This window comes from Runella defluvii, from assembly GCF_014195535.1.
Lineage (GTDB): Bacteria > Bacteroidota > Bacteroidia > Cytophagales > Spirosomataceae > Runella > Runella defluvii.
In genome coordinates this window covers 227,099-247,193 of record NZ_JACIBY010000004.1, presented here as the reverse complement: position 1 = coordinate 247,193, position 20,095 = coordinate 227,099, and the positions used below count along the sequence as shown (strand labels likewise).

The 20,095-nt window shown below is 44.4% G+C and carries 15 protein-coding genes, 1 other RNA gene and 1 pseudogene; 4 read left to right on the top strand and 13 right to left on the bottom strand.

All coding sequences use genetic code 11. The features are described from left to right. Positions 1–253: 253 nt before the first annotated feature. The 10 genes from trmD to rbfA form a co-directional block, all read right to left on the bottom strand. Positions 254–928, bottom strand: a complete 675-nt coding sequence (trmD, locus tag FHS57_RS11365) for a tRNA (guanosine(37)-N1)-methyltransferase TrmD (protein WP_122931745.1) — start codon at positions 926–928, stop codon at positions 254–256. Positions 929–959: 31 nt separating this feature from the next. Continuing rightward, positions 960–1,532, bottom strand: coding sequence for a ribosome maturation factor RimM (gene rimM, locus FHS57_RS11360; RefSeq protein WP_183973621.1), 573 nt, complete (start codon positions 1,530–1,532; stop codon positions 960–962). 69 nt (positions 1,533–1,601) lie between these two features. Then, complete coding sequence (locus FHS57_RS11355) at positions 1,602–2,120, bottom strand: 30S ribosomal protein S16 (RefSeq protein ID WP_183973619.1); 519 nt, start codon at positions 2,118–2,120, stop codon at positions 1,602–1,604. A 144-nt stretch (positions 2,121–2,264) separates the two neighbouring features. Continuing rightward, positions 2,265–3,833, bottom strand: coding sequence for an OmpA family protein (locus tag FHS57_RS32275; protein WP_183973617.1), 1,569 nt, complete (start codon positions 3,831–3,833; stop codon positions 2,265–2,267). A 53-nt stretch (positions 3,834–3,886) separates the two neighbouring features. Then, an RNA gene (rnpB, locus tag FHS57_RS11345) (RNase P RNA component class A) lies at positions 3,887–4,293 on the bottom strand. A 95-nt stretch (positions 4,294–4,388) separates the two neighbouring features. After that, the gene (locus FHS57_RS11340) at positions 4,389–5,672 is read right to left on the bottom strand and encodes a DUF4403 family protein (RefSeq protein ID WP_229601319.1); all 1,284 of its coding nucleotides are present in this window, start codon (positions 5,670–5,672) and stop codon (positions 4,389–4,391) included. A 189-nt stretch (positions 5,673–5,861) separates the two neighbouring features. Continuing rightward, on the bottom strand, positions 5,862–6,344 hold the full coding sequence (locus FHS57_RS11335; protein WP_028525285.1) for a glycoside hydrolase family 20 zincin-like fold domain-containing protein: 483 nt from the start codon (positions 6,342–6,344) through the stop codon (positions 5,862–5,864). A gap of 16 nt (positions 6,345–6,360) precedes the next feature. Continuing rightward, positions 6,361–6,696 (bottom strand): tRNA-binding protein, encoded by a 336-nt coding sequence (locus FHS57_RS11330; RefSeq protein WP_183973613.1) that lies wholly within the window; start codon positions 6,694–6,696, stop codon positions 6,361–6,363. A 12-nt stretch (positions 6,697–6,708) separates the two neighbouring features. Beyond that, a complete protein-coding gene (gene pheA / locus FHS57_RS11325; protein WP_183973611.1) occupies positions 6,709–7,782 on the bottom strand; it encodes a prephenate dehydratase in 1,074 nt (357 codons plus the stop codon). 69 nt (positions 7,783–7,851) lie between these two features. Next, the gene (gene rbfA / locus FHS57_RS11320) at positions 7,852–8,235 is read right to left on the bottom strand and encodes a 30S ribosome-binding factor RbfA (protein WP_183973609.1); all 384 of its coding nucleotides are present in this window, start codon (positions 8,233–8,235) and stop codon (positions 7,852–7,854) included. Between the two features lie 120 nt (positions 8,236–8,355). Between rbfA and FHS57_RS11315 the strand changes: the two genes are divergently transcribed. After that, positions 8,356–11,883, top strand: coding sequence for a CotH kinase family protein (locus FHS57_RS11315; protein ID WP_183973607.1), 3,528 nt, complete (start codon positions 8,356–8,358; stop codon positions 11,881–11,883). A 13-nt stretch (positions 11,884–11,896) separates the two neighbouring features. On the opposite strand, the gene FHS57_RS11310 is transcribed toward FHS57_RS11315, so the two are convergent. Next, positions 11,897–15,367 carry a methylmalonyl-CoA mutase family protein gene (locus FHS57_RS11310; protein WP_183973605.1) on the bottom strand — a complete coding sequence of 1,157 codons (3,471 nt, stop codon included), beginning with the start codon at positions 15,365–15,367 and terminating at the stop codon, positions 11,897–11,899. A 58-nt stretch (positions 15,368–15,425) separates the two neighbouring features. Here FHS57_RS11310 and FHS57_RS11305 point away from each other — a divergent pair, with 58 nt between their 5' ends. The 3 genes from FHS57_RS11305 to FHS57_RS11295 all read left to right on the top strand — a co-directional run bounded on the left by FHS57_RS11305 (position 15,426) and on the right by FHS57_RS11295 (position 17,424). Continuing rightward, entirely contained in the window at positions 15,426–15,674 is a 249-nt protein-coding gene (locus FHS57_RS11305; protein ID WP_183973603.1) for a tyrosine-type recombinase/integrase, read from the top strand. Positions 15,675–16,069: 395 nt separating this feature from the next. Next, entirely contained in the window at positions 16,070–16,309 is a 240-nt protein-coding gene (locus FHS57_RS11300; protein WP_183973601.1) for a helix-turn-helix transcriptional regulator, read from the top strand. Further along, complete coding sequence (locus FHS57_RS11295; protein WP_183973599.1) at positions 16,306–17,424, top strand: nuclease; 1,119 nt, start codon at positions 16,306–16,308, stop codon at positions 17,422–17,424. The genes FHS57_RS11300 and FHS57_RS11295 overlap by 4 nt, the downstream gene beginning before the upstream one ends. Here FHS57_RS11295 and FHS57_RS11290 read toward each other — a convergent pair. Both FHS57_RS11290 and FHS57_RS31770 read right to left on the bottom strand, forming a co-directional pair. After that, a complete protein-coding gene (locus FHS57_RS11290; protein ID WP_183973597.1) occupies positions 17,411–19,123 on the bottom strand; it encodes an N-6 DNA methylase family protein in 1,713 nt (570 codons plus the stop codon). The genes FHS57_RS11295 and FHS57_RS11290 overlap by 14 nt on opposite strands. 432 nt (positions 19,124–19,555) lie before the next feature. After that, positions 19,556–20,042: pseudogene (locus FHS57_RS31770) on the bottom strand (IS91 family transposase); the annotation flags it as partial. Positions 20,043–20,095 lie beyond the last annotated feature (53 nt).

Sequence of the window (20,095 nt, the reverse complement as noted above, 5' to 3'; positions counted from 1 at the left end):
TTAAACAAAGCACTCACGATGAAGCTATATAACAGCAACCAAAAGAAAATTTTTCTAAAAAAATGGTTTTCTTTCAGGTGGCATTATACCACTTTAACGTCCCTATTTTTAGGACAAAAACTATACCAAAAAGAGAAAGACAGAGGCAACACCCTCAAATACAAGAAGTTATATATTATACTTTATTTTCACCAAAAGTATAAGTATCAAAATAGAATGTACAGGTACAGTCCACAAATTTTGTGCCATTTATTTAAGGCAGAAGGTCGGGGCGCCGCGCTTGAGTGCGTTCCAACGATTGCTGAAAGCGCCAATCAGAGATTTTGGCTTCGTGGCCCGAAAGTAGAATGTCGGGAACTTTCCAGCCTTCAAAATCGGCAGGGCGCGTATAAACAGGGGGCGCCAATAAATTATCTTGAAAAGAATCGGTAAGGGCGGAGGTTTCGTCGTTTAAAACCCCTGGAATAAGGCGAATAATTGAATCAGCAATGACACAGGCAGCCAACTCGCCACCCGACAGTACATAATCTCCAATGCTAATTTCTTTGGTAATAAAATGCGTTCTCACCCGCTCATCTACCCCTTTGTAGTGCCCACAAAGAATGATTAGATTTTCGGTAAGCGACAGTCGGTTTGATGTTTTTTGGTTGAGGCGCTCGCCATCTGGCGTTACGTAAATCACCTCATCGTAGGTGCGTTCGCTCTGAAGTTTTCGAATACAGCGCGCAATGGGCTCGATGGTGAGCACCATTCCAGCGCCACCTCCAAACGCATAATCATCCACTTGGCGTTGTTTGTTAAGACTATAGTCACGCAGGTCGTGCACAACCACCTCTACATGCCCACCCTCTTGGGCACGTTTCAAAATAGAGTGTTCAAAAAAACTGTCTAACAAACGAGGCAAACAAGTGATGATGTCAATGCGCATAGGTATATTTCTTACAACTTTTAGTAGGCGACTAATCTTCTATTTCACTATCATCGTCATCAGCGACGGCGTTCGTTCCTTCGGTATAAACATCCACCAAACCCTCGGGAAGGCTCACATTCATCACTTTTTCTTGGCGATTTACGCCTTTGATAATGTCATCATTGACGGGAATGAGCACTTCTTGTCCCTGATACTCCATCGCAATCAGGTCTTGGGTAGCCATGGTATAGACAGTTGTCACCAAGCCTAAGGCGCCCAAAGTAGCGTCTATAATTCTAAAACCAACAATTTCGTGGTAGTAAAACTTCGACCCATCCAGCTCATCAAGGGTATCTTCTGGCAAGAATAGTGGGCAATTAATCAGCGGAGTAGCCTGTTCGATGGAATGAATATCTTCAAACTTCACGATGGCTTTATTTCCCCGTTGAATGTTGATTTGTTGGATAAAGTAAGGAATTAACTGTCCTTTTATTTCGACAAAGACAGACTCCATCTGCTCGTAGTCGTCAGGAAAGTCAACGTCTAAGAAGATAACCACCTCCCCCTTCGTCCCATGGGTACGAGTGACGTGCCCTAGTTGAAAACAATCGTTGTGCTGCATGATGTCTAAAAAACAAAAAATGGTATGGGGCTAAACGAATAGACCCATACCATTTGTAAAAAGAGAAAATTATTCAGCTGCTCCTTCGGCTGGGGCTGCCTCTTCGGCTGCTGCCTCAACTTCTGCTACTGCCACTGCGTTTTTCTTTGCAATAGCGGCCGCACGTGCTTCATTCACTTTGCGTTCTGCATCTAGTTTTGCCAATTTCTCGTCTGCTTGTTTTTGAGTCAAGCCGTCAGATTTGGCATCATTACGTGAAGCTTTTTCTTGTTTCCAAGCTTCAAAACGAGCATCAGCAACTTCTTGAGTGATTGCCCCTTTTCTTACCCCTACTTGCAAGTGCTTACGCAACATTACACCTTCGTGGCTCAAAAGCGCGCGAGTTGTATCTGTAGGTTGAGCACCGTTTAAAAGCCATTTTACCGCCTTATCAACGTTCAAAACAACTTTTGCAGGGTTAGCAATTGGGTTGTACGTACCCAATTTTTCAATGAAACGACCATCACGTGGTGCTTTAGCATCTGCTACGACGATGTCGTACATTGCTCCTTTTTTGCGTCCGCGACGCGCTAAACGAATTCTTACCATTGTTTTTGTTCAGTTTACTATATGAAGGAACACGTCCTTCGTGTGTAACGTGGGCGCAAAAGTATGCGATTTTCCTTAAAAAACAAAATGGGCATTGCTTCAAAAGCAATGCCCATCCGTTATTTTTATAAGAATCGTTACCGATTATTTCTTCTTTCTAGGCTCTTTGGCTACTTTACCAGGCTCTTGATCTTTCTTTTTACCCGTACGGAAACCTGCAGGATAAGAAGAACGAATGGAGTTCATTGGCAAAATACGAATCTCTACCCGACGGTTACGGCTCATTCCTTCCACTGACTTATTATCTGACACTGGGCGTAACTCTCCGTAGTATTCTACCAATACGCGGCTTGGGTCTTGCATACCGTTACGAATCAAATAACGTTTAGCAGCTTCCACCCGACGCTTCGACAACTGGAAGTTATAATTATCAGACGCACGGGCATCGGTATGGCCTACAATCACCGCGCGGCAGTTTGGACGCACGTTCAAGAGGTCAATCACTTGCTTCAAGATTTGCTGAGAAGGGTCTTTGATGATGGCTTTATCAGTATCAAACTCAATATTACCAAACATCGCTTCGCACTCTTCTTTAGGCAAATTTTTCGCAATGATGTCTTTCACGTATTTTTCCAAATCCATCGCAACCCCACCTCCAGACACGATGCTGTTGGCTGGTGTATTCGGTTCTTTATCAAACAAGTCAGCGACACCATCACCATCTGTATCGGTAAACAAGCGTGGATCAACTGGCTTAGGCATATTTGCTTTAGCAATCGAGTCCGCGTCGTTCATGGTAGGATTATACGGCGGCGCAATCAAATCCAATGGGTTGGTGTAGCGCAAGTGGTAGCGGCCTTTGGCAGGGTCATGCACCCAGTTTCCTTTGGCATCTTTTTTCGCCATCACAGCATTCTTGCCTATTTTATACGTTAGAGAGAGGCCAACGCTTCCCCACTTGTCTAATTTTGAGTCGCCTTTTCTAAACAACCAAATATCTTGACGAGGATATTGTTCTGAACCACCGCCACCGTAAGTTACGTCTAATTTCTCCGTATTTACGTGATTGAGGGTAAAGTCTAACCCAATGTCGATTCGAGGAGATGCTTCAAAATGAATGGCCGAACCGATTGGGAAAACAATTTCACGGGTATAAGTCGAACCGTCGCGTTCCCACTCACCTGCTGTTTTAGAGCTTCGGTTGGTATTGGTACGAATCAATTCAACGGATTTGCCAGTACCTAAGCGATACACCCGCGAGTTGAACCACATGTAGCCATACCCAGCATACACATCCCACTTCCAGCGTTTCAGCTTATTGTATCCAAACAAAATCGGCTTGAGGTTTGCGTGGGCGTTGATTGTGGTTTGTAAAAACCCTTTGCTTTCAAAATGGGCATTGTAAATACGCTCTTTTGAACCATTCAGGTTGCCAGTCCAAAAATTGAGACTAGCGCCAAAAATAGGCGTTACTTGCTTGTGGAGTGCAAGCCCAAGGCCACCCGTCAAATGTTCTTCGGGGCCGAGTTTAAAATCATACTGACGAAGATCCCCATAAAATTGGGTAAGAGCCGGGGTAATTGTAAGTGCCCATGTATTTAACTTGTTTGGACCTTCGTAGCCCGCGCTTTTAGGGCTAGGCGACTGCGCATTGGTCTTTGCTACAGCCAACGATAACAAAAATAGAGTGGACAGTAAATTAATTTTTTTCATGGGCAATGAGTGTTGTTTACTGCAAAATAGTATTACAAAACTTTTTTTTTAATAGCGTAATCGGGCCTATAAGCCGGATTCTGTTTATCAATTTAACTTGACAATCTTATCATTTATCTGGCTTCAACGTTGCCGTTGAAATCTATCAACCTACCCATGCCGACACCTCCGAAGAGAATTAGAACGAGTAGCTCTAAAATCGACACTTATTTGGTCTTTCAGCCCGTAAGGTTTACCGTGCCCCGTCTGTCGCCAGCCGAGCGGTGGGCTTTTACTCCACCTTTTCACCTTTTCCATTTCTTATTCAGAAACGGTAGTTTATTTTCTGTTGCACTTGCTGTCAAATAGCCGTCGCCAACTATTTGCCTTCCCGTTAGGAAGTACGGTACTCTGCGCTGTCCGGACTTTCCTTCCTGCTTTCAACCTAAGCGAGAGCAGAACGATAAGACGGCCTCGATAACGCTATCGGGTACAAAGCTATAAAGAGTTCGCCTCTTTAAAAATCAAATAAAAAGAAAAAAATCGTAAATACCATGAATAGGGGCGCTTTTTACCCTACAATAAGCCGTCTATTTTGACATCAATCTGTCCTTTTGCCACAATTAATGCCACCAAAGAGGTCGGTGTTAGATAGACTTGATCAGGGTCGAGACGGTCTAATCGCCCTCCAAATGCAACTCCTTTGGCCACTTTCCGATTGGTAAGCTGTTGGCGAATAGCTTTTTGCGCTTCATCCACCTGATCACCTACCGAAAACACAAACTGCTGTTCTATCTGTTTGGCAAATTTTCCTTGTAAGAGCCAGTTGGCCGTTTTCAATAACACATTCTTGGTGTCTAAATCATAATCAACATTTTTTAACGATAACGTTCGTGACGCTGCATCATAATGCGGAATCCCTTTTAAATAAATGACGCCATTGATACTTCCTTTCACCCCCGATTTGATAATCAGCTTATCGTTCTGACCATAAATATCAACACTCGTCACCTCAATTTTGTATTTTCCTTCTTTAAAATCAAACCGTTTTCCTACAAATTGCGTGGCTGCCAGCTTCGACGCTTCCTCGTAAGGAACCACCCCAATTAACCCAATCTGAAAGCCTTTGGGAATATCTTTCACAATCATCAAATTAGGAATTTCGGTCGCAGGTTTGATGGTTGGCTTTTCCCCCGTAAGGGTTTGGGTAAAGCCCCTGATGCCGATACTTGTGCTAATTTTTCCTTTATCAACTTGAAACGGTGTCATTAAAATGTCCGTCGGAGTAACAACCAGCCAAGTACGGTATTCTTCCGACAATTGGCGCGGCTCTCTGATGAGGTTCCATGCCTGCACTACGTATGGTTTTACTTCGATGCTCTCTTGGATGTTTTTATCAATGGCCTTGGAAAATGTCTCAAGGTTTTCGGAAATTTTACGGCTGATGATGCCCGTAATTGGGATTTCGATGTTAGCCACTTTGATACTCGGCTTGGTTACCCAATCAAACCCCGCAGATACCGTCTGAGAACGTACTTTCCAGTCGGGGTCAACGCCAAAACGCGTCATAAATTTGAGATTGATTTGAAATTCGGTCGCTTGTGCACCCGTAATTCCTAAAACTTGGTACGATTTTTCTCCCCAAATTTTCAGCGGAACAGTATAGTACAATAGCGAATCACGGGCTTCCGCTACGATGAGCGCCCGTTTCCACACTTTTATTTTAAACCCTTCTTGGCGGTCGTTATCTTCATAAATCAAACCTTGCACTTGTGTATTGAGGTGGCGCGTCAGTTCGGCAATCGACAATTCGATGGGAACGTGAACCGTCGATCTATGTTTTTCACTCTGAATATCCATGTTCGTGTGTTTATACGATTCAGTAGGTGCTTTGGGCTGCGTGGTGGTGGATGGCTGACACCCCGTTAATACTAAAAAACAAACTACGGGTAAAAAAAGCAACGACTTTGAAAGGCGAAAACAGGTGACAAATGGCTGTTTTTGTAGCATGGCAGTTAGGTGCAAAAGCACGCGTTATTTTGGGTTAAATTAAGGTTGGTCTTCGATGTAACAACAGGGTATTTTCCAGTCAACTCCTTGTACGCGCTGGGCACCCATAATGGCCTGTGGCATGAGTTGCTTCAGGGCGTGGATACCCGCAGCAAATCCTTGCGGCTGCTCGGCTGTAATGACGATACGCTGGGGTGAAATATCCAAAAAGTAGCCTTTATGGCCTAATTTCAGGTCTTTGCCTGGTACAAGATTGATGCCTTCTTTGACGCGAAAATTGCCCGCAAACACGCGCGTATCATGCCCCGACACCAGCCCAATGGTTTGCGCAAACTCTTCTGCGAAGTGGCGCAAGTGCGGGTCGGTGCTAGTGACGGCAATCAGCAAAGTTTTGGGGAAAATAAAATGGCCATTTTTAGGCACTAAATGCGCTGGTTTGGGAACAATCGGGTAGGTTGACTGCGCCAAGGCTGCCCCCCAACTTGCTACGCTTAACCACAGATACAAGCAAACTTTTTTCACCTTTTTCGTTCTTGAATTAGGCCAAACGGGCTCCATTGGGGACGGGGCGCTCGGGCTGAGACAGCACCACTTCGCCATCGGGCAGCACAAATCCCGTCACGAGTACTTCCGACATAAAATCGGCCACTTGTTTTGGGGGAAAGTTGGTCACACAAATCACTTGGCGACCTAGCAGTTCTTCTTTTGAATAAAGCTTCGTTACCTGCGCCGAACTGCGCTTTGTCCCGATTTCGACTCCTAAATCAACCCAAATTTTGTAGGCTGGTTTCCGCGCTTTTTGAAAGTCTTCCACCTGCACAATTGTTCCTGCGCGAAGTTCCACTTTTTCAAACTCTTGCCACGAAATATCCATTGTCGCTATTTTTTACGTGTTCTTAACGTAGCTACCAAGTAATTTGATATAACTGCGGTGTTTTTTAAACACTTTCTGTACATTCTCGTCCTTGAAATACCCTTCTAATTCAATAAAAAACCAAAAATTAAAATCCTCGCTTCCTTTGTAGGGGCGGCTTTCGATTTTGGTTAAGTTGATATTCGCTCGTTTAAAATCTTGAAGAAAGCCCGCCAACACCCCAGGTTTCTCGGTATCAGGCAAACGTGCAATGATTGTCGTTTTATCATTTTCACTCGGCTGATTGATAAAATCTTTGGCCAAAATAAAAAAGCGAGTGCGGTTGTTACTGTTATCTTCGATGTTATCAAAAAGTACAGGTAAACTAAACAAACGTGCCGCAATCACGGAGCAAATAGCCGCGCTTTCGGGGTCTTCGGAAGCCAATTTAGCCGCTTTCGATGTCGATTCTACCTGAATTTCTTCGGGCTGCGTTTGTTCAAAATACTTGTTTAAAAACCCACGACACTGGCGAAAAGCAATGTCTTTTGAGTAAATACGCTTGATTTTAGAAGGATTTTCGCATTCTGTGGCAAGGGCAAAATGCACAGGAATTTTGAGCTCAGCAGCTATACTAATATTGGTTTCATTGAGCAAATCAACCGTCTCATACACAATCCCTTCTTGGTTATTTTCGATGGGAATTACCCCAAACTTTGCCCGCCCTGTATCCACAGCCTCAAACACCGATTTAATCGTTGGAAGGGTCATGTACTCACTCATTCCACCAAAACGACTTTCGGCCGCTTGGTGGGTAAAGCTTCCTTCGGGTCCCAAATAGGCAATTCGTTCGGGCAATTCAATATTTCTAGCCGTGGCAAAAATCTCCAGATAAATCGCCTCGATTGCCTCGGGCGTCAGCATCCCTTTGTTTTGTTTGTTAAGCCTATCCAAAATTGATTTTTCGCGTTCGGGGCGATAAATCACCGTCTTAGTAGCTCGTTTTAATTCTCCTACCTTATGCACCCACTGCATTCGTTGATTGAGGAGAATAAGTAATTGATCATCAATGGCATCAATTTCTCGACGGATGTCTTCTAAAGTCATTTTTTGGTTGGGTTAAAAAACAAAACAGCGGTTAGTGGTCAGTGAAGAGCGGCCAACACAAATAGTATATTATTCGTTGTCAGGTGTTTCGCCATCAACAGGCGGTGGAATAGTCAGTCCCGCAAAGAGTGAGTCCATCTTGGCAGCATACTCGGCAGTGTCATCCAGGTAATAGTGTAACTCAGGTACAATGCGAAGTTGGTGGCGAATTTTCGTTCCTAACAGCTGACGAATGGATTTGTGGCGTTCTTGGATTTGTTCGAGCAATAATCCTTTGTTTTTGGCAGCCAAAAAACTCAAATACACCCTTGCAACACTCAAATCAGGCGACATACGCACGACGGTCACTGTAATAAAGGCATTGTCAAACCACGAACGGCCTTCTTTTTGAAATATATCGCTCAAATCTTTTTGGATTTGACGCGCCACTTTTTGTTGTCTTTTCGATTCCATACATATAGGTCGATGGAACGTACTTTCCATCTTTTTTGCAAAGGTACAAAATTCTAAAACGCGAAAGTGGTACGGTTTTTGTTCAAGAGCTAAAATAGCAAATCAGATCACTCAGCGACCATGCCTAAATTCTACACATTTGGAATACTTTTTCTGATAATTGGCTCATTTTCCAATATCTTTGGTCAAACATTTACATCTTCCAATCTCCCCATTATTGTTGTTTCGACCGAAGGGCAAACGATTGCCGATAACCCCAAGGTAAACGTCAAAATGGGCATTATTGACAATGGGCCAGGGAATCGAAATTATTACCGAAACCCTGCCAATAATAACCAACCCGACCCTTTCAATAATTTCAACGGAACGGTAGGGATTGAGCACCGTGGCTCATCTTCCCAATTTTTTCCCAAAAAACCCTACGGTTTTGAAACCCGTACCGAAACAGGCGACGACCTCAAGGTCTCTTTGTTGGGAATGCCCAAAGAAAGCGACTGGATTCTGAATGCCAGCTACACCGACAAAACCCTCATGCGCGACGTACTGACGTACCACTTGTCGAACCAAATGGGGATGTATGCTACGCGTACCAAGTTTGTTGAGTTGGTGATTGATGGCGATTATAAAGGCGTTTATATATTGATGGAAAAAATAAAACGGGATGCGAATCGGGTCAACATTGCCTCACTCAAACCCGCTGATAATTCAGGCGATGCCCTTACGGGAGGCTACATCCTGAAAGTAGATAAAAATACGGGCAGTGCCGACGCTTACTGGAAATCGCCTTATCCTGCCAACAACCTGATGGAAATCAACATCATGCTTGAATACCCCAAGAAAGATGATATTACCACCGCGCAATTTGAATACATCAAAAACCACTTTACCAATTTTGAGCATACCCTCAACGGCCCCAATTTTAAAGACCCGACCAATGGATATGCCAAGTACATTGACGTCAATACCTTTGTAGATTATTTTTTGCTTACCGAACTCACCTACAACATTGATGCTTACCGCCTAAGTGTTTTTTTCTACAAAGACCGCGATAGCCGCGATTCTAAAATTAAGATGGGGCCAGCTTGGGATTATGACCACTCATACGGCAACGCTAATTATTGCAAAGGCTGGGAAACCAATCACTGGGCGTATGATTTTGTGCGAGAGTTTTGTCCCCAAGACGATAAGCAAACTCCTACTTGGTGGGCACGTTTGCTTCAAGACCGTGAGTTTTGCCTCAAAGTCCGTGAACGCTGGCAGCAACTTCGACAAAATCAATGGACCAACAGCAACATTAGCAGCTTTGTGAACCAAAACGTGGCGCTCCTTGGCGAGTCTCAAGTGCGTAATTTTCAGCGTTGGCCACTGTTGGGAGAATGGATTTGGCCCAATTACTACTGGGGAAATACCTACCAAGAAGAAATTGATTGGTTTAAAAACTGGACAGAACAACGCCTCAGCTGGCTCGATGCCAACATTCCACGCGTGGGTGCCTTGGCCAACGAACCCGCCGATTGTGCCTCGGTGACAAAACCAACCGTGAGTTCACCTGTCAATTATTGTATTGGGCAAACCGCTTCTGCCCTTTCCGCAGGTGGCGTAAGCCTAAAATGGTACACCCAAGCAACGGGCGGCACTGGCAACACCTCCGCTCCTACCCCAGCAACGAGCAGCGCGGGCACAACGTCGTACTACGTTACCCAAACCATCAATAATTGTGAAAGTACACGGGCGCAAATCGACGTAATAGTGGCGAGCCAAGCCACAGCACCTACGGCTACCACGTCCATCGAATACTGCCAAGGCCAAACGGCATCAGCCCTTACGGCCAATGGCTCAAACCTAAAATGGTACACGGCACCTTTTGGAGGAACAGGCGTAACCAATGCCCCTACCCCTTCAACTTCCGCCGCTACGTTGACCAGCTATTTTGTTTCCCAAACCGTGAATGGCTGCGAAAGCAGTCGTACTCAAATCAACGTAAATGTCAAAAACCGACCAGATATTCCGCACACGGTAGCCAGTCTCAATTACTGCCAAGGCCAGACGGCACTGCAACTTTCGGCGAGCGGAACGGCCTTGTTGTGGTACACTGTAGCCACAGGAGGTACTGGCTCCTCAGGGGCTCCCATTCCATCGACAAGTACTGTTGGAACAAATTCTTATTTTGTCAGCCAAACCCTCAATGGTTGCGAGAGTAATCGCGCCGAAATCAAGGTCAATGTAGGCACCAAAACCACTGCTCCTAGCGCGTCTAACGTTGAGTATTGTCAAGGCCAAACGGCATCACCTCTCACGGCGGTTGGAAATGATTTGTTGTGGTACACTTCTTCAACGGGAGGTGAAAGCAGCACTACGGCTCCTACACCTTCCACTGCAAGTCCCAACATTTTGAGCTATTTTGTTTCACAAACCATCAGCGGATGCGAAAGCAACCGTACGCAAGTGATGGTGACCATTCGCAGTAAACCTAGCCTTCCAGAGGTGGTTAATCCACCAAGCTATTGTCAGGGCGATGCAACCAACCCACTTAGCGCCACTGGCTCAAACCTAAAATGGTACGACATTGCAGTAGGCGGAACGGCCAGTAGTACTGCCCCTAGCCCTTCGTCGGCCACAGCGCGCACGGTTGCGTATTACGTCAGTCAAACCGTTAATTCGTGCGAAAGTAGCCGTGCCATGATACCCGTCACCATCAAAGCCAAACCTGCTCCGCCTACGGTTTCTGGTTCGGTCAGTTATACCCAAGGACAAGCACCCTCATCCCTGAGTGCCACTGGTAGCTCCTTAAAATGGTACAGTTCATCCACTGGTGGAACGGGCAATTTGACGGCTCCCACCCCTTCTACGACCTCCATAGGAAGTACATCTTATTATGTAACCCAAACCGTAAACGGCTGCGAAAGCGACCGCTCGTTGATTACGGTACTGGTAAGCCCGCCGTCTCAAGTAACGGCTTGTATCGAAACCAAAGTATTGTTGGAAGGTGCCATGAATGGAACCACCATGCACACCAAGCTCAACCAACTTGGATTATTGCCAGGGCAAACGCCTAAGGATGCCTTGGCAACCAAAACCGCAGCTGGTCAGCCCTACAAAAATGCACCTTGGAATTATCCTGGCAGCGAAGGCTCTGAAATCTATTCCCCTGATGTCGTTGACTGGGTATTGGTTTCGCTACGGACGTCGCCCGAAGAAGCAAGTTCGACTATCTTTAAGACCTCGGGGCTGCTTTTTAAAGACGGTACTGTACAAACCACGGGGGCTTGTCCCGTCGTTAATCCTACCCAAACATTGTTTGTGGCCATCGAACACCGCAACCACATCGGCGCGGTATCGCACGATGCTGTAGCCGTCGTAAACAATACAATTAGCTATGACTTCACCAAACGCCAATCGTACGTGCCTGCGGGGCTTCCCGCGTCGGGGCAGTTGCAAGTTGGCAGTGTTTTCTGTCTTTTTGCTGCCGATTCCTATAAAACGTCTTTTGCCGAAGTGAATGCCAACGATGCTTCAATTTGGCTCAACGAAAACGGCAAATTTGGGCTCTACAAACTCAGCGACTTCAACTTAGACGGTGAAATCAACGCCAACGACAACTCCATTTGGCGACGAAACAACGGCAAGTTTTCGGGGGTGAAGTTTTAATCATGTTCCAACATCACATATTTCGGCGGTACTGGCCTCCTACTTGGTACAAGGCCGCCGAAATTTGGCCGAGCGTGCATACTTTCACCGTCTCCATTAAGCATTCAAACAAATTACCGCCTTGCAACGCCACTTGTTGTAGCGTCGCCAATGCGGCCTTGGCTTGGGCTTCGTTGCGCTGCTGAAACGCTTTTCTCGACGCAACGGCGTATTGTTTTTCGTCGTCGGTCGAGCGGATGATTTCAGCGGGGAGTGTCGTGGGAGAGCCTTTTTCGTCCAAAAATGTATTAACCCCGATAATCGGCAACGCCCCCGTGTGCTTCTGCATTTCGTAGTACATCGACTCCTCTTGTATTTTGCTGCGTTGGTACATGCGTTCCATCGCCCCCAACACTCCCCCACGTTCGTTGATGCTCAAAAACTCTTGGTAAACGGCTTCCTCTACCAAGTCAGTCAATTCTTCTACAATAAACGCTCCTTGCAGTGGGTTTTCGTTTTTGGTCAACCCAAACTCGCGGTTGATAATCAATTGTATCGCCATCGCCCGACGCACGCTTTCTTCCGTAGGAGTCGTGATGGCCTCGTCGTAGGCGTTGGTGTGCAACGAGTTGCAGTTGTCATAAATCGCCAACAACGCTTGCAAGGTCGTTCGAATGTCGTTGAATGCTATCTCTTGCGCGTGCAAACTCCGCCCCGACGTCTGAATGTGGTACTTGAGTTTTTGACTACGGTCGTTGCCTTTGTACTTGTTTTTCATGGCTTTGGCCCAAATCCGCCGCGCTACGCGCCCCAAAACGGTGTATTCAGGGTCCATTCCGTTGGAGAAGAAAAACGACAAGTTAGGCGCAAAATCGTCGATGTGCATACCACGACTGAGGTAGTATTCCACAAAGGTAAAACCATTGGACAATGTAAACGCCAGCTGCGAAATAGGATTAGCTCCCGCCTCCGCAATGTGGTAACCCGAAATCGACACCGAATAGAAATTTCGAACTTGATTTTCAATAAAATACTGCTGAATGTCGCCCATCAGTTTGAGCGCAAACTCGGTGCTAAAGATGCAAGTGTTCTGCGCTTGGTCTTCTTTCAAAATGTCAGCTTGTACCGTTCCGCGTACTTGACGCAGGGTATCGGCTTTGATTCTTTGATAGACGTCGGTAGGCAGCACTTGGTCGCCCGTCGCGCCGAGGAGCGCCAACCCGAGGCCGTTGTTGCCTTCGGGAACCTCACCTTGGTAGGCAACCTCACCCCTAGCCCCTCTCCTTTCAGGCGAGGGGGATTTTTGTTCCCCTATTACCTCCCTCCCTACAGGGGAGGGACCGAGGGTGGGGTTTTGCAGGTACTTCTCACACTGCTGATCAATGGCCGCATTTAGGAAAAACGCCAAGACAATAGGTGCGGGGCCGTTGATGGTCATCGACACCGAGGTGTTGGGGTCGCAGAGGTCAAAGCCACTGTATAGTTTTTTGGCATCATCGAGGGTGCAGACACTCACGCCTGAGTTCCCTACTTTCCCGTAAATGTCGGGGCGTAGGTCGGGATCCTCGCCGTAGAGCGTCACCGAATCGAAGGCCGTGGACAGGCGTTTGGCGGGCATCCCTTTGGAGACGTAATGGAAACGGCGGTTGGTGCGTTCGGGGCCACCTTCTCCCGCAAACATCCGCGTAGGATCTTCGCCCTCACGTTTGAGCGGAAACACACCCGACGTATAGGGGTATTCGCCAGGGACGTTTTCGGTCAGCAACCACCGTAAAATATCGCCCCAATCGTGGTACTTGGGCAAGGCTATTTTGGGGATTTTGAGGTGCGAAAGGGTTTCGTGCCACAGGTCTTGTTCGATGATACGGTCACGGACTTTGAACTGGTACTTTTCAGCGCGGTATTTTTTGACCGTTTCGGGCCACTGTTCGAGTAAGCGTTTGCAGTCATAATGCAAACGAGCTTCCAAATCGCCATAGATGGCTTTAAAATCTTCCAATTTGTCAAAATTTGGAAGCGTTGACAACGTTTTGAGCGTACCGTCCAACTGGTACAACTGCCGCGCAATGGCGCATTGGTCGTTGACAAACTGCTCATACGCACGGGCATTTTCCACAATTTCGGCCAAATACCGCACGCGGTCGGAGGGAATGATGCCGAATGACGAGGGACGAGTGACGAATGACGAATTTTTGCTTTTTCTATCCCCCTTTACCCATTGCCCTTTACCACTCGCCTCTTGCCCATTTGCACTTTCCACTCTACCCTTTGCCCCTTGCCCTTCGCCCCTTGCTCCTTGCCCCTTGCCCTCCAGCAACTCCAACACCTTGGCATAGAGCGTGTTCATACCTTCGTCGTTGAACTGACTGGCCATGGTGCCAAAGATGGGAAGTTGGTCGTCGGGGACATCCCAGAGGTTATGATTGCGGCGGTATTGTTTGCGCACGTCGCGCAGGGCGTCGAGCGAGCCACGTTTGTCGAATTTATTGATGGCAATGAGGTCGGCGAAATCGAGCATGTCGATTTTTTCCAACTGCGTAGCCGCGCCGTACTCCGCCGTCATCACGTACAGCGAGACGTCGGAATGTTCGGTAATTTCGGTATCGGACTGGCCAATGCCCGAAGTTTCAACGATAATTAGGTCAAAATGAGCCGCTTTGCAAATATCAATGGCATCTTGTACGTGCCGACTCAGCGACAAATTGGATTGGCGCGTAGCTAGCGAACGCATATAGACCCGTCCTTTGGCGATGTCGGGGTGCAGGGAGTTCATCCGAATGCGGTCGCCGAGCAAAGCCCCACCCGTTTTGCGTTTGGAGGGATCTACCGAAATAACAGCCAACGTTTTATCTTCAAAATCGAGCAAAAATCGTCGGATGAGTTCGTCCACCAACGACGATTTTCCTGCCCCTCCCGTACCAGTGATACCCAAAACAGGAGTCAGAAGCGAGGAGTCTGGAGTGAGAAAAAAGGAAGAATGGAGGGAATATTCGGCTTCAGTAATAGCTCTGGCAATCTGTTGGTTTTTAGTTATTTTTATTCCATGGGCTATGGACTGTTGACTATCAACCAAGGGAAAATCGCAGTTCTTTAACAAATCATCAATCATTCCCTGTAACCCCATAGCACGGCCATCGTCGGGCGAATAGAGGCGGGTGATGCCGTAGGCGTGCAGCTCGGCGATTTCGGAGGGTAAAATAGTCCCCCCTCCACCTCCAAAAATCTTGATATGTCCTGCCCCTTGTTCTTGCAGAAGGTCGTACATGTACTTAAAAAACTCCACGTGCCCCCCTTGGTAGCTGGTGATGGCGATGCCGTGCGCGTCTTCTTGGATGGCACACTCCACAATCTCCTGTACCGAACGATTATGTCCCAAGTGAATCACTTCCGCCCCAGAGGCTTGCATGAGGCGGCGCATGATGTTGATGGCGGCATCGTGGCCATCAAAGAGACTCGCCGCCGTGACGATTCTGATGGGTTGAGAAGTAGAACGAACGCTTTGCATACGTGCTCAAAGTTTACTGATAAAATCTGCTGCGAAGGTAGGAGAAAGAAGGTGTTAAATGTACTTGATGCTTCCTATTTTTACTCAAAACATCTTATACAACAACCAGTATGTGAGGTTTAAACAATGCCACTTTATACCCCATGCTACTCACTTGCACGAGGCAGGTACCGATACCAAACTGATTCAAGAACTGTTAGGGCATAACGACCTCAAAACTACATTGCGTTATACGCACGTGAGTAAGCGTACAATCGAAAACATCAAAAGCCCATTTGACGCTTTAAATTTAAAAAAGGAGGAGTAATTTGGCTTTTTGAAAACCATTTTTTACATTTGGTTTAACCTTACAGGTATTCAACAACACACAAAGTACGACAAGAAAAGTTCAATTTAGTCTTTGAAAAAGTCAACAACAATACATAAAGTACTACATCATAAGTACAATGTAATCTTGACAAAAGTCAAATAAATACAAAAACTACTACAAAACTTTCGTATATTTGAGAGTTACAGGCAAGCGTAGGATGACCCTGACAACCTCAACATTCACGGTAAAAAAAGACAGTTTCGCTGTAACCTGACCAATCTTTCCTCCCAAAAAGTTTCAAAACAATCTATTTTATATATCTTCTTTTTGATACTCATAGTCCGTGGACTTATTTACATCTATTTCAGTTATTTGTACCCAAATAACAGGAAATGGCTACAACATATTCTAAAGATGAAAAAGCCTATTTAGAACGAATAGGAAACCAAATACGAGAGCTTCGTACCGAAGCCGACTTATCTCAAGAAAAATTAGCTTTTGAATGCGAGCTTGACAGAACATATATCGGTTCTGTTGAAAGAGGCGAAAGGAATATCTCCGTCATCAATCTACGAAAAATCGCAAAAGCCTTAAAAACAAAAGTCCCCGTTTTATTAAATATTGAAGAATGAATAAAAATTTTAAAATTCCACCAAAGTCAGTTGCAATGCTGACTAAATCAGAAACATTAGCAGAATACTTTTCTGAATTAGTTAGACAACCATTCACATTAACAAGTAAAACGAGAACAGACGGCTCAAATATTCGTAAACTGATCGCTTCGACTTTAGAAAAACATTCATTACCCGAATTAGCCGAACAAGGACAATTTGAAATTGTACCGCCAAAAGCGAAAGGCGTTCCTAAAATTGCTCGTGAATTTATTGACACATATATCGTTACAAGTGGAACATCATACAATCTGCAAGTTTGGAATAGAATTCCAGCAACGGAAACATTATTGGTAAAATACGAATCGGGCGAAAGTCTGAAATGTACTGATGTCCGTTTTGTTTTTGTTAGAATTGATACTGAAAACAACAAAATTGCTTCGGTTATTATTCTTACTCCTCAATACATTGAACAGAAATTTGGCAAGTTTGGTAAGCCTACAATTAAACACCAACTTTTAATTTCAGGTAAAGTAAGAAAAGAAATTTACGAACGAGAAGATAAAATCCTTTCATTCCCAGATTCTAAAAAACTCTCTTATCAAATTCGACACGATTACGAACCACCAAAATCGGGAATGGTAGAAGAACCGAGTATTCAAAATTTGTTTTCTATTAGTTTATTGAAGAAAATGGTTGCTGAAAAACTAATTGGTTTCAAATTAGATGCAGCGGCTACCAAAAATAGAGGACAAGCATTAGAAAAGAAAGTTATTGAATTGTTAGGCTACGAAGTAAATGAAAACGACCTTTTGTATGGAGCTTTTCCTGATATTCGGAATCAACTTTTGGAAGTGAAAGTTCAAGATAGTCCAACCGTTGATTTGGGTAAATTTTCACCAGAAAAAGAGGAAATTGTTATTGAGGATTCAGGCTTGACAACTTTTGATGTCCGTTATTTGATAGCATTGACAAACCCAAAAACGGAAATAATCGAGGGAATTATACTTTCGCCAGGCGAGAAATTAGGGGAATTGTTTTCTTATGTGAGTGCAGAAAGTTACAAATGCCAGCGAGCGATAGCAATGTCGTTTTTTGAAAGTCAAAATGGAAAATCCGTTTTTAATCCAAAGTAAAAACAGGTTCAACTCCAAACGATTTGGCAACAGCAATTTCTAACTGATTTTCCAAATCAGAAATGACTGCTTTATCGTTAGAATGATTTAACTCTTTGACGATAACAATTATTTCTTTTGCAACTTCTGAATTAAAATCGGGTAACGGGTATTTCTCTACATATTGAGTAAAATATCTTCTTCTACCCGAATATAATTTGTTGTTAAACACCAAATCGTGGTATTTTGTCATTAGTTTTGAATTGGCAACTCCTTGAATCAAGAAAAGTTTTTCGACATCAGATTCTTTTGTTGCTACAATCCAATAGCAATTTCCATTCACAATTTTTCCGCCATTATCAAAGTAAAAACGAGGCTTTAAACTTATGTCAGGAAAAACAAGTTTAGGATATTTCCATTGGTCGGGACGATGCGGAACCCACAATTCAAACCATTGCCGACCAGCATCAATCAGATATTTTCTTCCTTTTAATTTTTCTTCGTGTTGTGTGAAATATTTTTTTGCTTTTGGGTATTTTTCAATATCGACCGTTTGCTTTTCGCCATTTACTGAAATGTGAGGATAAAGGACTTTCAATTCAAAATTATCCGTTGCGTTCCACGGTTCAATGTTTTCTTGTGAAATCAACTCTTTCAAAAGTTCATCTTCGGGTTTTGTTCCGTTTAATTCTTCCCATTTATCGCTGATGAATACTTTATCCGCAGTCGATTTTATTCCAACTTTTACCTTAAAAAAATCTTCTACCCTGTTTTTTGTAGCCTTATCAATCTTTGCAATCCACCCCGATTCATTGTTTGATAACATTTCCCAACAAGTTGTTGAGCCAACTTTGTATTTTAATGCTCCTGATGATTTTTTATAACGTTTTCCGCTTGCAGTTACAAAGTAACCCGACTGATTATTTTTTAAAACATCATAAACGGATTCCACAGAAATCAAATTCTCTTTGTAACCGTTAAGTTCTTCGTAAATCTTAATAAAATTTGCAGATGAAGCTGATTTTTGTTTCTTCTTTTTCCCGATAAAGATTGCGGGCAAAACAGCTGCCTCAAACAATTTCGTATCGCCTAAGTCTATCAATTCCAAAATTTCATAATTTTCAGACAAATACTTTCTTACGCTTTCGCCACTTTTAGTTGATAGGTAACGATTGGAAGTTATTACACCAAGTAATCCGCCTTCTTTCAAACTTTCAGTCATTGCCATTAGAAACGGATAGTACAAATCAACTCTACCTTTCAAATTAAATTTTCGGGCAAGACTTTGAGCTTGTTCAGTTCCTAAAATTTGAGTGCGAACATAAGGAGGATTGGCAATTACAATATCAAATGAATTATTAACAGAAGATGTACATTCATCAAATAATGACGGAGTATTTTGTGCACTCGACACATCAACAGATAGTAAAAAATCTTCGTGAACTAAATCAGATTTATCCTTTCCAAAACAAAATAAACGGTCTTTGGCAAAACTCAAATATTGTTCATTAGCGTCATAACCAGTTAGCGAAAAGTCAAATGCTTTTTCATTCAGGACTTCGCCCATTGCAATCAATAATTCCCCTTCTCCACAAGCAGGGTCAAGAACACGGTTATTTTTTAGCTGAGCATACAACGCAATTCTTTCAGCCAAAAAAACTGCAAGTTCTTTCGGTGTAAAGGTCGCTCCAGTATTTTTTATTTGCTCTTTGGTTATCATCTTCGACAAAGATACTTAAAATCATCAAGCCTACAATAAAAAAAGTTAAGATTTTTTACGAATAAATATGAAAACCATATAAAATATACTACTGTAAAAACATAACAAACACGAAAGACAAGAACGCCAGCCTGTAATAACTAAGCTTTCGTGGTGGCCGAAGGCCAAGCCATGAAGTCCCGAATGCGTTCGGGATTGAACGAAGCTCGGGCGGGCGGCTAGCCTGGCGGTGAGAGCTCACCAAACCCTTTTCCTTTTATTATGGAGTTATCATCGAAGGTGCCACTACTTTCAAAGCAGGTTTTTGACCTGCTTTTTGCTTTTACGGCTGTTTAGGCACCATTTTTATAGGTTTTTGTTAGTGTTAGAGCATAAATCCCCCTGCCCATCTCGTTAACTAACAGGACGGATGCTTTGGGGTTGGCTAACGCCCATGTATGAGGCGTGTCGTATTCTAACGAAGCGTTTGGGCAATATATGCTGAGCAAAACGCCTGATAAACTCCGCATGGCTCAAACACATGGACTTTTTAAGACCATTTTGGCGGTAATCTTTGTACGAAAAAGTAACACATTCCTCATCCACCTGCTGGATGCGATGGTTGCTAATGGATACTTTATGGGTGTATCTGCCGCATCGGCGGTCCGACCAGATATTCCACCACTGACTTCGCAGAACCAAATGGTCGCTTGGCATACACAATCCAATTTTTGGCAAACAGCTCCTCTCTAAGGGCTTTGTCAATCTCCAATTTTTTGCGCAGCTCAGCTACATACTTGGCTCTAAACACCTTGCTCATGGCTTTTACTGCAAACAAAAACTTACCATCTGACCGCAAGTTGTGCCAATTACCCTTGGCATCCACACCTCCGCCTGGAATGATACAGTGTAGGTGTGGATGAAGTGATAAGGTGACCCCGTTAAAAAGCAAACAGAAGTATTTTACAGAGTGAAATTTGAGCAAATACCGTG